The organism is Pseudoalteromonas sp. MMG006 (assembly GCF_018101025.1).
GTDB lineage: Bacteria > Pseudomonadota > Gammaproteobacteria > Enterobacterales > Alteromonadaceae > Pseudoalteromonas.
This window is the reverse complement of record NZ_JAGJEJ010000006.1, coordinates 67,952-82,277: the sequence shown is the minus strand read 5'-3', so window position 1 is coordinate 82,277 and position 14,326 is coordinate 67,952. Positions and strand designations below refer to the sequence as shown.

11 protein-coding genes are annotated in these 14,326 nt (G+C 40.2%); 5 read left to right on the top strand and 6 right to left on the bottom strand.

The genetic code is table 11. The features are described from left to right. Positions 1-177: 177 nt before the first annotated feature. The 4 genes from J8L73_RS08240 (at position 178) to J8L73_RS08225 (ending at position 6,661) form a co-directional block, all read left to right on the top strand. A complete protein-coding gene (locus J8L73_RS08240) occupies positions 178-1,347 on the top strand; it encodes an efflux RND transporter periplasmic adaptor subunit (protein ID WP_211016107.1) in 1,170 nt (389 codons plus the stop codon). Between the two features lie 12 nt (positions 1,348-1,359). Then, the gene (locus tag J8L73_RS08235) at positions 1,360-4,494 is read left to right on the top strand and encodes an efflux RND transporter permease subunit (RefSeq protein ID WP_211016105.1); all 3,135 of its coding nucleotides are present in this window, start codon (positions 1,360-1,362) and stop codon (positions 4,492-4,494) included. Then, positions 4,491-5,909, top strand: a complete 1,419-nt coding sequence (locus J8L73_RS08230) for an efflux transporter outer membrane subunit (protein WP_211016104.1) — start codon at positions 4,491-4,493, stop codon at positions 5,907-5,909. Before J8L73_RS08235 ends, J8L73_RS08230 begins: the two co-directional genes overlap by 4 nt. A gap of 128 nt (positions 5,910-6,037) precedes the next feature. Beyond that, a complete protein-coding gene (locus J8L73_RS08225; protein WP_210999720.1) occupies positions 6,038-6,661 on the top strand; it encodes a TetR/AcrR family transcriptional regulator in 624 nt (207 codons plus the stop codon). Positions 6,662-6,721: 60 nt separating this feature from the next. On the opposite strand, the gene J8L73_RS08220 is transcribed toward J8L73_RS08225, so the two are convergent. From J8L73_RS08220 to J8L73_RS08195, 6 genes are all read right to left on the bottom strand, one after another. Next, a complete protein-coding gene (locus tag J8L73_RS08220; protein ID WP_211016102.1) occupies positions 6,722-7,822 on the bottom strand; it encodes a HupE/UreJ family protein in 1,101 nt (366 codons plus the stop codon). Then, positions 7,819-8,844, bottom strand: coding sequence for a hypothetical protein (locus J8L73_RS08215; RefSeq protein WP_211016100.1), 1,026 nt, complete (start codon positions 8,842-8,844; stop codon positions 7,819-7,821). Before J8L73_RS08215 ends, J8L73_RS08220 begins: the two co-directional genes overlap by 4 nt. Before the next feature lie 46 nt (positions 8,845-8,890). Then, positions 8,891-9,400 carry an Ig-like domain-containing protein gene (locus tag J8L73_RS08210; protein WP_211016098.1) on the bottom strand — a complete coding sequence of 170 codons (510 nt, stop codon included), beginning with the start codon at positions 9,398-9,400 and terminating at the stop codon, positions 8,891-8,893. An 11-nt stretch (positions 9,401-9,411) separates the two neighbouring features. Then, positions 9,412-11,004, bottom strand: a complete 1,593-nt coding sequence (locus J8L73_RS08205; protein ID WP_211016096.1) for a DUF4331 domain-containing protein — start codon at positions 11,002-11,004, stop codon at positions 9,412-9,414. A 155-nt stretch (positions 11,005-11,159) separates the two neighbouring features. Then, positions 11,160-11,843 (bottom strand): anti-sigma factor, encoded by a 684-nt coding sequence (locus J8L73_RS08200; protein WP_211016094.1) that lies wholly within the window; start codon positions 11,841-11,843, stop codon positions 11,160-11,162. Next, on the bottom strand, positions 11,840-12,364 hold the full coding sequence (locus J8L73_RS08195) for a sigma-70 family RNA polymerase sigma factor (RefSeq protein WP_210999714.1): 525 nt from the start codon (positions 12,362-12,364) through the stop codon (positions 11,840-11,842). Before J8L73_RS08195 ends, J8L73_RS08200 begins: the two co-directional genes overlap by 4 nt. 339 nt (positions 12,365-12,703) lie before the next feature. Between J8L73_RS08195 and J8L73_RS08190 the strand changes: the two genes are divergently transcribed. Next, positions 12,704-14,323 carry a diacylglycerol kinase family protein gene (locus J8L73_RS08190; protein ID WP_210999713.1) on the top strand — a complete coding sequence of 540 codons (1,620 nt, stop codon included), beginning with the start codon at positions 12,704-12,706 and terminating at the stop codon, positions 14,321-14,323. Positions 14,324-14,326 lie beyond the last annotated feature (3 nt).

Sequence of the window (14,326 nt, the reverse complement as noted above, 5' to 3'; positions counted from 1 at the left end):
AACGTTTAATTTTCATACTTAGGGCTTTCGGTTTTCATTGCGTTAACATCAAATACGACCTATTACGTATATTGCCCTCATCAGTGTAAGTTTGTGTAAAATTCTCTCAATTTAGATTCATTATCAGACAATTTTAATTTAGAATGATCGTTCACTCTAAACTAAAAGGTATTTAACATGCAGCGTTCCCGCATCGCTTTATTTGTATTGTCAGCCCTCGTTGGTTCTGTTGCTTTAACTGGTTGTGACAAAGCGGCTGATCAGTCACAAGCTTCAGCGTCTCAAGCTGTTCCAGTGGGTGTAATTACATTAAAAAGCCAAGCGCTTACTCTCAAAAAAGAACTTCCTGGTCGTATTAGCGCATTTCAAATTGCTGAAATTCGCCCGCAAGTAAGTGGTATTGTGCAGTCTCGTTTATTTGAAGAAGGTACACAGGTCAAAAAAGGCCAAGCTTTGTATCAAATTGACCCTGCTACTTTTGAAGCAGACTTAGCCGCAAGTAAAGCGGCTGTTGCCCGTGCTGAGGCAAGTATCGCAAGCTCTAAATCAAAAGCGTCACGCTATAAAGAGCTTTTAAAAATTAAAGCCGTGAGTCAACAAGATTTTGACGAAGCTGATGCAGCTTCAAAACAAGCAAATGCTGAGTTATTAACGGCCAAAGCACAGTTAAAGTCAGCGCAAATTAACCTTGATTACAGCCATGTGTCTTCTCCTATCAGCGGCCAAATTAGTAAATCAAGCGTTACCGTAGGTGCATTAGTAAGTGCTAATCAAAGCACCGCACTTGCAACAGTGACTCAATTAGACCCAATTTATATTGATTTAACCCAGTCAAGTAACGAGCTTACTCAGCTTAAAAAAGCACTTGCTTCGGGCAGTTTAGGTATTGATGCTCAAAGCCAAACTGATGTTGAATTAACAATGGAAGATGGCTCTGCATATTCTCACAAAGGCACGCTTCAGTTCTCTGAGGTGACGGTTGACCCTAGTACGGGCTCTGTAACATTGCGTGCTAAATTCCCTAACCCTGAAAAATTATTATTACCGGGTATGTATGCACGTGCCTCTATTGTTGAGGGTGTTAAAGCCAATGCTATTTTAGTTCCTCAGCGTGGTGTAAGCCGAAATAATAAGGGCGAGCCAACAGCTATGGTGGTAGGCAAAGACAATAAAGTAGAAAGTCGCGTATTAAAAGTGGATAGAACCATTGGCTCTAATTGGCTTGTAAGTGATGGTTTAAGCGATGGCGATAAATTAATTGTAGAAGGCTTACAAAAAATTCGTCCAGGGGCACAAGTCACGGCTTCTGAAGTGCAATCGTCTACTAGTGCCAACAACGCGCAATAACGGAGAGTTTTAATGTCACGATTTTTTATCGACAGACCCATTTTTGCATGGGTACTGGCAATAGTAGTGATGCTAGCGGGTATTTTGGCGATTCAAAGTTTGCCAATTGCTCAGTATCCGTCAATTGCACCGCCAGCAATTAGTATTACAGCAACGTACCCAGGCGCATCTGCACGTACGCTTGAGGATACGGTTACGCAGGTAATAGAGCAAAAAATGAAAGGGCTTGATGGCTTGCTTTACATGTCATCTACGTCTGAATCGAGTGGTTCAGCAACGCTTACACTTTCATTTAGTGCCGAAACTGATCCTGATATTGCACAGGTACAAGTGCAAAATAAATTAGCAACCGCCACACCTCTTTTACCAGAAGAAGTGCAAAGACAAGGTGTTACTGTTGCTAAATCTGCACGTAACTTTTTAATGGTTTTAGGTTTTGTATCAAAAAATGGCAGCATGACCAATATTGATATTGGTGATTATGTTTCGTCAAACGTACAAGACATTGTATCGCGTGTTGAAGGGGTGGGTGAAGTACAGTTGTTTGGCTCTCAATACGCTATGCGTGTATGGTTAGACCCTGCCAAACTTCAAAATTACAAGCTAACACCCGCTGATATTAGCGCGTCAATTAGTGCGCAAAATGCGCAAGTGTCTGCCGGCCAATTAGGTGGCATGCCCGCAATTGAAGGGCAGCAGTTAAACGCGACCGTTACAGCGCAAAGTCGTCTACAAACTGCTGAGCAGTTTGAACAAATTTTAGTAAAAACAAATGCAGACGGCTCTTTTGTACGCCTTGAAGATGTAGCGCGTGTTGAACTTGGTGGTGAAAGCTACCGCGTGGTTGCACGTTACGATGGCCAACCAGCATCGGGTTTAGGTATTAAACTTGCCAGTGGTGCTAATGCACTTGATACAGCTGACGGAGTAAAAGCAGCCATTGAAGAGTTGAAACCCTATTTCCCTGAAGGGTTAGATGTCGTTGTACCTTACGACACCACACCGTTTGTATCATTATCAATTGAAAAAGTAGTACATACCCTGATTGAAGCGATTGTGTTGGTATTTGTTGTAATGTACTTATTTTTACAAAACTTTCGCGCAACACTTATCCCAACTATTGCGGTACCTGTTGTACTTCTGGGCACCTTTGCGATTTTGTATACTTTTGGTTACTCAATAAATACATTAACTATGTTTGCTATGGTACTGGCCATAGGCTTGTTGGTTGATGATGCAATTGTTGTTGTAGAAAACGTTGAACGCGTAATGAGTGAAGAAAAACTCTCTGCGCTTGAAGCAACACGTAAATCAATGGATGAGATTAAAGGCGCGCTGGTAGGTATTGCCATGGTGCTTTCTGCGGTATTTATACCAATGGCCTTTTTTAGTGGCTCCACGGGTATTATTTATCGTCAATTTTCGATTACGCTTGTATCTGCTATGGGCTTATCGGTACTTGTTGCGCTAATTTTAACGCCTGCTTTATGTGCAACGCTTTTAAAACCAAGCCACGTTCATAATAACGACTCTTTATTTGGTAAGTTTTTTACAGGATTTAACCGTGGTTTTGATAAAACAAACTCGGGTGCTCAAAGCTTTGTAAGTCGTATGATCCATTCATCTAAGCGCTACTTGCTTATTTACGGTGTAATTGTAGGCGGTATGGTTTATGTGTTCTCAAGCTTGCCAACAGCATTTTTACCTGATGAAGACCAAGGTATTTTGTTTAACCAGGTTTCATTACCCGCTGGCTCTACAACACAAGAAACACTTGAAGTTGTTAAAAAGGTAGAAAATCACTTTTTGAATGACCAATCGGATGCAGTAAACGGTATTTTTACAGTAACCGGTTTTAGTTTTGCAGGTTCTGGTCAAAACTCAGCAATTGCCTTTGTTAACTTTAAGCACTGGGATGAACGCCAAGGTGATGGTTTATCTGTGCAAGCAGTTGCAGGTAAAGCAATGGGTTATTTTTCAACAATTAAAGAGGCATTTGTATTTGCTTTCCCACCACCGGCAATTGTAGAGCTAGGTACAGCCAACGGCTTTAACGTATTTTTACAAGACCGCGTAGGATTAGGGCACGATGCACTGCTAGCTGCACGAAATCAGTTATTAGGAATGGCTGCGCAAAGCCCAATACTCGCTGGCGTGCGTCCTAATGGTCAAGAAGATATGCCAGAGCTACAACTTGATATTGATTTAGCAAAAGCAGAAGCACTTGGTTTATCGCAATCTGATATTAACAGTACGCTTGCCACCGCGTGGGGTAGTAGCTATGTAAATGACTTTATTGATCGCGGGCGTGTTAAAAAAGTATACCTACAAGGTGATGCCGATTCGCGCATGGTACCTGAGGATTTAAACAAGTGGTATGTACGTAATGATAATGGCGACATGGTGCCGTTTTCAGCATTTGCTAGTTCATTTTGGACCTATGGCTCGCCTCGACTTGAGCGTTACAATGGTTTTTCAGCAATGGAAATTCAAGGTAGTGCTGCACCAGGTTACAGTACAGGCCAAGCAATGGATGAAATTGAGCGTTTAGTTAAACAGCTTCCAAATGGCATTGCTTCTGAGTGGACCGGTATTTCATTCCAAGAGCGCTCAAGTAGTGGCCAGGCACCATTGTTATATGGCTTGTCGTTATTGTTTGTATTTTTATGTTTAGCAGCACTTTATGAAAGCTGGTCTGTACCATTTGCAGTAATGATGATTGTGCCTTTGGGTATATTTGGTGCAATTATGGCAGCGCTTGGAGGCGGCTTATCAAACGATATTTACTTGCAGGTAGGCTTGCTAACAACCATAGGGCTCGCCTCTAAAAATGCGATACTTATTGTTGAATTTGCGATTCATAAAATGGATGAAGGCTTGGGCTTAGTGGATGCCGCTATTGCAGCTGTGCGCTTGCGTTTACGTCCAATATTAATGACTTCTTTAGCGTTTATTTGTGGTGTTTTACCGCTAGCCATTGCATCAAGCGCAGGGTCGGGCGCACAAAACGCATTGGGTATTTCTATCATTGGTGGCACACTCGCTTCGTCAATTCTAGTGGTGGTATTTGTACCGTTATTCTTTGTGTTGGTGCGTAAAGTGTTCCCTGGCAAAAAGAATGATACTGTTAAGGAGAGTGCACAATGAGCATCAAATCCTTTAGCCTAAGTGCAATTACATTACTTGTATTAAGTGGTTGCCAATTAGCGCCTGAACAAAAAGATTTAGCTTTACCAGTACCTGATGCATTTGCATCAGGTACTGGGCAGGCTTCAGCTGAGCAATTAAATTGGCAGCAGTTTTTTAATGACGACAAATTACAAACATTAATTACCCAAAGTCTTGAGCATAATAAAGACCTGCAAATAGCAGTGCTTAACGTGCAGCGAGTACGTGGGCTTTATCAAATTGAAGACTCAGCATTATATCCATCACTTGATTTAAATGCCTCTGGTACACGCCAGCGTTTACCTGGGGACTTATCAAGCACAGGTGAGGCGGCGATTAGTTCGCAGTACAGTGCAACCGTTGGTATTACCTCATATGAGCTTGATATTTGGGGAAAAGTACGTAACCAGTCAGCACAAGCACTGCAAAACTTATACTCTACAGAGCTTAGCCAATACAGCACGCAGGTATCGTTAATTTCAGAGCTAGCTAATGCATGGCTTAACTACGCAACAGATTTACAGTTGCTAGAACTTGCAAAAGAAACACTAACTTCGCAGCAAGAGTCACTTTCACTTACGCAAAAAAGCTTTGATTTAGGGGCAACGTCTTCAATTACACTTGAGCAACTTAAAAGCACCGTTGCTACAGCAAAAGTAGACATTGCAACCTACAAACGTTTGCTTAAGCGTGATAAAAGCGCGCTTGATTTGTTAGTTGGTAAGCCTATTTCAGCAGATTTACTACCAACTAAAGATTTAACAAATCTGATTAGTATGCCTGAGGTACCTGTAGGGTTACCGTCTGACTTACTTTCCCAGCGCCCTGATATAAAAGCGGCTGAGCATCTACTACTTGCAGCTAACGCTAATATTGGAATTGCAAAAGCAGCGTTTTACCCAAGTATTAGTTTGACTGCTAATGCTGGCTCGGCTTCAAGTGACTTAAGTGGTTTGTTTGATTCGGGTTCGGGTACGTGGAGCTTTGTACCGTCAATTAGCTTACCTATTTTTAATATGAATCGTAACCAAGCAAATTTAGATGTGGCCAGAGCCGATCAAGAAATTGCAGTGGCTACGTATCAGCAAAAAATTCAAAATGCGTTTCGCGAAGTAGCCGACGCGCTTGCTGATAGAGAAGGTTATCAAGAGCAATTAAAAGCGCTTGATATGCTTATAAGTAGCCGTCAAACAACATATGACTTATCCAAAATGCGCTATGAAAAAGGTGCCGACAGTTACTTACAAGTACTTGATGCTCAGCGAACTTGGTACGGTGCGCAGCAGCAGTTGATTAGTGGACAGCAAGCATATCTTGCGAGCCAAATTAACTTGTACAAAGCGCTAGGTGGTGGATGGAACACTGCCAATGAAACAACTCAGGAAGAGCAATAATATACAGACGTGTTGGTTATATAAATTAACACGTCTTCGCGGCTTAAAACACGCGTAACATTTTATTTGGCGAGGCTATTTAATAGTGCTCGCTTTACTAAGTTAATAACTTGGTAATGGAGTTGAACATGAAGCCTAAATCAAAAAGGCAAACCGATCCTGCAATTGCTAACGCTAGGCGGGAGCAAATATTAACGGCTGCTGCAGAGTGTTTTCGCCGTAAAGGCTACCACGGTGCAGGCATGGCTGAAATATCTAAAACTGCGGGTATGAGTGCAGGCCATATTTATAACTACTTTGAAAGTAAAGAAGCGATTATTGAAAGCATAATTGAAAAAGACATGGAAGAGATGTTTTCTATCTTTCAAAAATTTGAAGACCATCCAGGCGATGTACTTCAAGCGCTTATTGATGGCTTAAATATCGGCGTGCAAAGACATATGGACACAGGTGCATGTGTAGTTGACTTAGATATGATGGCTGAAGCAGGCCGCAACGCTAAAGTGGCTTCATTGCTACGAGACATGGATATTCAAGCACGTGGACGCATGAGGCAACTTTTAACCAGTGAGCGAAGCACACTAAAAAACATTGAAGAGCAGGAGCTTGAAAGCCGGATTAACGTTATTTTTTCGATGATGGCGGGTTTATTACTGCGAAAAGTTTTATACCCAGAGCTAACTGAAGAAACGGTTTTAATTGCATTACGCCCAGCGATGAAAACATTATTAATGCCATTTGATAAAGCATAGCCGCATTTTTCTCATAAAAATAAGCTAGCCAGTATTGGCTAGCTTACTTTGATTAATACCTTAAAAACGTTCTATTGACCATTGCAGCGCAATGATTGCGATAGCAACTGAGCCCATAGGCATTACCCATTTCTTATACCAAGTGTAGTTTCTAGCATAGATTAGTACCGGCAAGGCAATAAGTAATATACTTAGTTGGCCTATTTCAACGCCTAAATTAAATGCCAAAATACTCAGTAACTGATAGTCGCTAGAAAGCCCAAGCTCACCTAAAACGCTCGCGAACCCCATACCGTGTAATAAACCAAAAGCAAATGTTAGCCAACCTAAACGAAGTACAAGTGGCCACACATTATTTAGTGCTGCAAAAAGTACCGATAAAGCAATACCAAGCTCTACCCAGCGACTATTTGGCGAGACTAAGTTCATAGCTGTGGCGGTAAGTGTAATCGAATGCGCAAGAGTAAATGCTGTAACTATCCAAGCTGTGTGTTTAATTATTTGTTTTTTAGAGTCGATCGCTTGCCATGCTTTATTGCTACGAGTTAATACACAGGTAAGTAATAAAGCGATTAAAAATAAAATATGATCAATACCAATCCAAATATGCAAAACACCTTGATACACGTATTGGTTAAACGTACTAAGGTAACTTGATTGTTCAAAGCTAAAGGTTTGCTTAGCATCGTCAGTGCTAAATACACGTGATACGTCATTAATATTTACAATAGATTTATGGTTTGCATCAGTGTTAAAAAAGGCTGAATAAGTAAGTGTAATGGGGGAGGCGCTATCACAACTAAATAAGAGCGGGATGACTAAATAAGGTTGATTGAAATGGTTATCGAGCTGGAGCATCCCTTCACTTTTTAAAAGGCACAACTGATCATTTTGTGTAACCTTTAGATTATCGTTAGCAAAGCGCGTAATTGAGCCGCGTTTTGCTTTTATTTCGGTCCATGAAATTTGCCCATTTTTGTCTAAATCAAGTGCAACTTCATGCTCTAAATCAGTAATATTAATTTGCCAATTACCCATATATTGGCTGGAGTGGGTGTTGTTATTTAAGGTGATATAACTAGTGCTTAACTGATGAGCAAAGCTGTTAGTTGAAAAAATGCATAGCATTAAAGTTATTATAAATAGATAAGGCGTTTTCATAGTGTGTCTCTTTGCATCGCTTGGGCTTGAATGAGTAATTGCTCATCGGCGCTCATTTTAGCCTGTTGCCAATTAATATGAGCCCAGTAAAGTGCTTTTTCGCGATTAGGTTGTACATCTAGGTAATATTTAGCTAAATCACTCGCATGAAAAGAATCTTTGCGAAGCTCACGTAGTGTAACTCTTTGCGCCATTAGATTTTGCCATTTTTTACCTGTTTTATTTAATTTTTTTTCTGCAATGGCGAGCCTGAGTAAAATAGCATCTTCTAAATTATTTTTGTCAGGGAGTAATGCACTCAATGTATTTAAAACATCGGTATGCTGAGCAAGGGCAAGGTGAATATCAGCCCATAAAACAATAAGGCTTACTGGGGCGTTTACCAAATCAACACTTTGCAAGTGTGAGAGGGCTTGTTTGTAATTACCAAGACGATAGCTCATTTCGCTCAAAACATGTTTTGTAGCAAGGCTGATGGGTTTATTATTAATTATTTTGACTAATGCTTGATAACTTTTTAATAAATCTTGATGCTGACTTTGTACGTCTAACACACAGGTGCTAGCTGTAATGGTGCTCACATGAGAAATTAAAGCAATGCAATGTTGCTTTGCTTTTAAAAACTGCCCCTGAACCATGTATATATTAGCTAATAATAAATGACTGTTGCTATGGTTAGGTTCGGTAATTAAAACGTCATTCGCTACAGTAATCGCTTGCTCAAAAAGGTGCTCTTTTTGCAGCACTCTTGCATATAAATAACCAATTTTAGGTGTGGGGGTTTGCTTATATAATTGTGCTAAACGCGTTTTTAGTAAACCTTGTAAGCGCTCTGTTTGGCCTGCATATTGGCTGTTAGTAACTAGTTCGTTTATTTCTTCAAGGGTAAGAGATGCGCTAAGAGCCGAGTTGCTTGTTGCAATTACTGCATCTTCTTTTGGCGTGTAAGGTGCAGCATTTAGCCCTAAAGAGGTTATGCTAAAAGCTATAAATACTATGGGCTTAAATACTGAAAAATGCATTTTTATATCCTTTGAAAAAAGCCATCCATGGCCATCAGCTTAATTACTAATTACCGTTTGTTGAAATAAGTCCATCAACGTCGGTATCAGTGTTGGTAAACACTCTGCCATTTACAGATAGTGGCTCTGCATTGGGGGCTTGATTAAATGCATCAGTTGCAAATTGAGCAAAATCAACCTCTAGCGCATCGATTGTAACGCTGACCGTAGCCGTCACTTGAGCATTAACACCGTCACTTACGCCGAACACAAAACTATCTGAGCCAGTCGCTTCTTTATTGGGTGTGTAAGTAAAATTACCATCATTGTTTACTATTACTACGCCAAGTGTTGGCTCACTTACTAACGAGTAAGTGAGCGAGTCGCCATCATTATCATTGGCACTGAGCATATCGGTAATCGTTACTTCTGTTTGTGTACTGAGCATTGCATCACTTGCTGTAGGCGCTGCATTTACAACCGGTGTAGGTTGTTTGTTATCATCATCGCTACTACACGCTCCAAGTGTTAGGGTGCTAAGTAGTAAACATACATGGGTAGTTTTTAAATTACGCATGAGTAAACTCCTTATTTAGAGCCTGCAAGGGGCGTTGCAAGGTATGGGAATGTTGCGTCCATCATAGTTGCATCAACAGGAGCGCCATCAGTAAATGGAACTGTTCCTGTATTAGCATCTTCTGGTGCACAAAGACCAAGGTTCGTTTCTTCACCGTTTACAGGAATAGGATGACATAAGCGGCCCATTACAACGCGAAGTGCAATATCTACCACATCATCACCAGGTCGACGTCCATTTGGGAAGCCAGCTAAATCATCACCTGCGACACCAAAAGCTGATTGATCAGCTTGCGGCGTTGCTGCAATAGCTGTATTTAGACGTAACATTTCTGAAGGGGTGACTGTGGCTTGTTGGTTAACACCTGCAAAACCAGTTAAAAATGCGGTGATTAAATCAGTACGTGGAAAGTTAGTAGGGGCTAGGGTTTCAAGATTTGCACCAAGCGTTGTATTTACTGCATCTTTAAATAAAATATTCAATAGTTCAGGTAAAGAAGGGTGAGATACATAATCTAAAAACTGGGCATCATCTTGTGGTTGAGCACTTGAAAATGTGTCTTTATCTTTTATACCAATTACAAGTTCATTAACGAGCGGGTTACCTAGGCGTGAAACTTGCGTTAAAGCACCGCCATTAACTGCATTGTTTGCAAATTTAGCGTTCGGGTTCAATATGCGCGCTTGCGGTAAGCTGGCCGTTGTCCATGAACCTATAACATCATTACCTTCGCCAGCAATACAACTTTTAGGTACTTCAATTGCAATTGATGTTACGTTTTTATCAGCTAGGTCGTCGTTATCTGCCGATTGTGTAATACCACCAGGGAAACCACCGCCATCACCGGCACCTGGCGCACTATCACCTTCTACTGGTACATAGTTAACTAAATCGAATGTTTTACCTAAATTAACTACAAATGGGTCTTTACGTTGCCCAACAAAAACCTGTGCCATTGAATCACAATTAGGAATAGATACCTGATAAACAAACTGATCTGCGTAAGCTTGGTAATCGCTCATTGAGCCAAACGTCTTATCACCCACATAATCTAAAGGCTTAGAGAAGGTGCTAGAGTTTGAAGTGGTGTTATTTAATACAGTTGTCTCACCTGTACGCTGTGCTCCGCTTATCATACGCATAGTGTACGATTCACTAAAGTTAGCTGCGCTATCATCACCAGCTGCTACACCGCCAACATTTTTAAGGGGAACTGATACAGTACGCTGATTACCTTCTGGGCCAACGGTTAATTGCACACCTTGGTTATCGTTAGGGAGCATGCTTTTAAAGTTAAACGCAAAAGTAATATCTTCAACAGCATCACCATCGTTGTCGATATGAATGCTGTAAGTTGCGTCAGGGTCCATGGCAAAATAGTTTGGGCCGCCGTAAGCATCTTGAAGCGGAATGTAATTAGCAATCAATGTGACGTAATCGCCACGGCCTTGCTCGTAACTGTTAAATACGTAAAAATCAGTTGAATCTAAAGTCGGGAAACGGCTTATATTTGGCGCTTCTCTGTGGCTAGATGCTTCACTTGGTGCACTTACAAATGTACTGCATACTACTACTGCGAGTATTGATGGAGTTAAAGCTTTCATGACCTTGTCCTATAGTTTTGATTGAAGTCATAAGTAATAACGAAGCAAAGTTGAAGTTGGATGCAAAAAAGTTAATTTATTTTTATTTTTTGTTAATTATATATCGTGAGGCGAGCTGGTTGCGCGGTAAAAGCAACCAGCTGAAGATTAAAAAATTAAAGAAGTACTAGCTCAGTGGTGTATAGCACCTCGGTTGGTAAACCGTTTGGTGAACCGCCTAATGGCTCCAAGCTTACTGCTAGTAGAGCGATATCGGAAGCTTTAAAGCGTTTATCTTTCATCAAGAGTTTATCACCTTGTTTTGGGAGTAAACCTAAAGATATTGGCGTATCTTGGCCTTTTAAGATCATCCACAGCTCGTAATCTTTGTTTGTTTGAGCCGATAATTGGCTACTTGCTTTTATAGAAAGGCCTTGCTCATTTACATCAATAAACCAAAGCGACTGTTTATCTTGGTTTTGTACCAAGGCAACTTGCTGAGTTTGTTTAATGCTGGTAGTTGGTTGTATAACTAAAAAGGCTAAAATAATACATGCAGCAGTAGCCACAAAGGACCACGTGCGCCAAATTGAAGGCTTAGTATGCACTACTGTTTTACTAGGCTGAGGCTTATTTTCAATACGCTGCATTATTTGCACCCATACTTCATCGTTGGGTATTTGCGGCGTGATAGCACGGGCTAAATTATTTAAATTTTGCTCCCACATGCTGGTGGCTTCACGCGCTTTACTAGACGTGAGCATTAAACGTTGAAAACGTTTACGTGCTAACCCAGTCAATGTACCAAGCACATATTGTCCGGCTAGGGAGTCGAGTAACTCTGGTTTGTTGTAGTTCATAATGTTAAACACCTTTGGAGCTGTAACAGCCCGCGCCTAATCCAACTTTTAACTGTGCCTAGCGGTGTTTCTATATGATCCACTAATTCGCTATGGCTCAGCCCTTTGTAATAGGCTAAATGAATAGCCTGCTTTTGTTGCGGCTCAAGTTGCTCTATACAATTAACTAGTTTTGTTTCTTCGTCGTAATTTATATCAATGCTTTGGCAATCGTATTCATCGTCGCCTAACGACTGCTCTTTACGTACTTTGTGATAGCGCAGCGAGTCGAGACTACGATACCTTACTATACTAATCATCCAGCTTATCACCGTGCCTTTTGAGGCATTATATTCTGATGCATTATGCCAAATTTTAATAAACGCATCTTGTAATGCTTCTTCTGCGTGGGCTCTATTGGTTAGCATATTTAAACTAATCGCAAAAAGTTTGCCGCTGGTTTGCTGATATAAGCTCGAAAACGCATTTTTGTCTCCCTGTGCTGTTGCGCACAAAAGAGGAAGTAATTCGTCGTTGTCCATAGGGTTCCTGTTTTTCTTTTTATCAGTGAGTTAACGATTGAAGGTGGGAATTGGATGCAAAAAATTATTATTGCTTTATAGATTAGCTCCTTTATACGTGAGTACAAGCATTAACCAGTCAAAATTAAGTTGTTAACATTTGAGAATAATTTATCCATAACTGTGTAAAAAGTGCATCAACGAGTTGTTTAATATAACTTATTTTTATTTATATACTTATAAATCAGCATGTTATGATTTTATAGGGCAGGCTTAGAGTGGCTTTTACTGGCGCGGTATTTGCAAACAAGCAGGTAATAACGTTTAAAAAAACGAATAATAGTATAAAAAGGAGAGGTTATGTGGGCTGCAATTAGTTATTCGCTATTAGCGCTAGTGCTAATTTTTATTGGATGGGAAGTGAACTCAGTTTACTTTGCTATTGTTTTTTATTGGACAGCGCTTTCACTTTTACTTGTAAGTGCGGCCTACATTTTTAATGCTGCTAAAATTTTCAGAAAACGAGAAAATGGTGTTATCCCTTTTTATATACGCTGGGCATTTGTGCCATTTTTGTTTGGTGTACAAATTTACAATGCCTGGTCGCGCAAACGCGATAAAGTACCGCCGATTCAACAAATAAACGATAACTTATTTTTAGCCTGTCGGTTATTCCCCTCAGATATAGACACATTAAAAGATAACGGTATTACAGCCATTCTAGACGTAACGTGTGAGTTTGATGGCCTTGAATGGAGTTCAACGCAGGAGAATATTAATTATTTAAATATTCCGGTGCTCGATCATAGTATTCCTACTCATTCACAATTAAATCAAGCTATTAACTGGATACATAATCATATTAAAGAAGATCGTCGAGTGGTTGTTCACTGCGCGTTGGGTCGCGGAAGATCGGTATTTGTTATGGCTGCTTACTTGCTTAGCCAAAACAAAAATGCAGATGTTCATGAAGTGCTTGCGAAAATTAAAGAAACCCGAGAGACTGCCAACTTAAATAAACACCAGTTACGCCATTTAGCCAAACGCCATAAAAAAGGTGAATTGGTTATTAAAAATAAAGCGGTATTAATTGCGAATCCGGTATCGGGTACGCGCTTGTGGGAAGAAAAAGAGCACTTAATAGTTGCACGTCTATCCGCTTATTACGATTTAAAAGTACTTACTACATCAAAAGAAGTAAACGGTGTTGAGCTTGCTAAACAAGCAATAAAGCAAAACCCAGATATTGTAATCGCTTGTGGTGGTGATGGCACCGTTACAGAAGTTGCCAGCGTACTTATTAATACAAAGTTTAAGCTAGGGATAATTCCTCTTGGCACTGCAAACGCCCTGGCACATGTATTAATGGGAATTAGCTCTAAACTAATTCCAGTTGAACAAGCCTGCGATTTAATTATAGATGGTCAAACAAGCATAATAGATACTGCTTATTGTAATAACGAATTAGTACTACTGCTCGCGGGTATTGGTTTTGAGCAATCTATGATTGAAAAAGCAGATAGAGAATCAAAAAATAAGTCGGGGCAACTTGCTTATTTAAATGGTTTTTTTGAAGCATTTGGCGAGCAAAGATCACAATTACTTAGTGTAAAACTCGATGATAATGAGCCAAAAGAAATATGTACAAATAGTTTTATCGTGGCCAATGCTGCGCCTTTTACAACATTATTGGCTCAAGGTGGAGGGCAACCTGATCATAGTGACGGGCTACTCGATATAAATTGGTTAACGCCAAATAATGAAAATTCAACCACAGTACTAAGTATTGCAGAGCTGATGTTTAGTAGCTTAACGCAAACACATTTAGCTATAAATTCGCATCATACAAATGCTAAAAGAGTCGAGATTACAGGCGAAGGGGAGCTTAAGTACGTACTAGATGGTGAAGTTAAAACCGCTCAAAAACTGGTTATTACTATTGAGCCGGCTTCATTAAATGTGATTTGCAAAGATCAATAAATA

Excerpts from the sequence above, each read along its gene's own strand:
- J8L73_RS08240 (WP_211016107.1), top strand. The coding sequence starts at position 178 with ATGCAGCGTTCCCGCATCGCTTTATTTGTATTGTCAGCCCTCGTTGGT.
- J8L73_RS08235 (WP_211016105.1), top strand. The coding sequence starts at position 1,360 with ATGTCACGATTTTTTATCGACAGACCCATTTTTGCATGGGTACTGGCA.
- J8L73_RS08230 (WP_211016104.1), top strand. The coding sequence starts at position 4,491 with ATGAGCATCAAATCCTTTAGCCTAAGTGCAATTACATTACTTGTATTA.
- J8L73_RS08225 (WP_210999720.1), top strand. The coding sequence starts at position 6,038 with ATGAAGCCTAAATCAAAAAGGCAAACCGATCCTGCAATTGCTAACGCT.
- J8L73_RS08220 (WP_211016102.1), bottom strand. The coding sequence starts at position 7,822 with ATGAAAACGCCTTATCTATTTATAATAACTTTAATGCTATGCATTTTT.
- J8L73_RS08215 (WP_211016100.1), bottom strand. The coding sequence starts at position 8,844 with ATGCATTTTTCAGTATTTAAGCCCATAGTATTTATAGCTTTTAGCATA.
- J8L73_RS08210 (WP_211016098.1), bottom strand. The coding sequence starts at position 9,400 with ATGCGTAATTTAAAAACTACCCATGTATGTTTACTACTTAGCACCCTA.
- J8L73_RS08205 (WP_211016096.1), bottom strand. The coding sequence starts at position 11,004 with ATGAAAGCTTTAACTCCATCAATACTCGCAGTAGTAGTATGCAGTACA.
- J8L73_RS08200 (WP_211016094.1), bottom strand. The coding sequence starts at position 11,843 with ATGAACTACAACAAACCAGAGTTACTCGACTCCCTAGCCGGACAATAT.
- J8L73_RS08195 (WP_210999714.1), bottom strand. The coding sequence starts at position 12,364 with ATGGACAACGACGAATTACTTCCTCTTTTGTGCGCAACAGCACAGGGA.
- J8L73_RS08190 (WP_210999713.1), top strand. The coding sequence starts at position 12,704 with ATGTGGGCTGCAATTAGTTATTCGCTATTAGCGCTAGTGCTAATTTTT.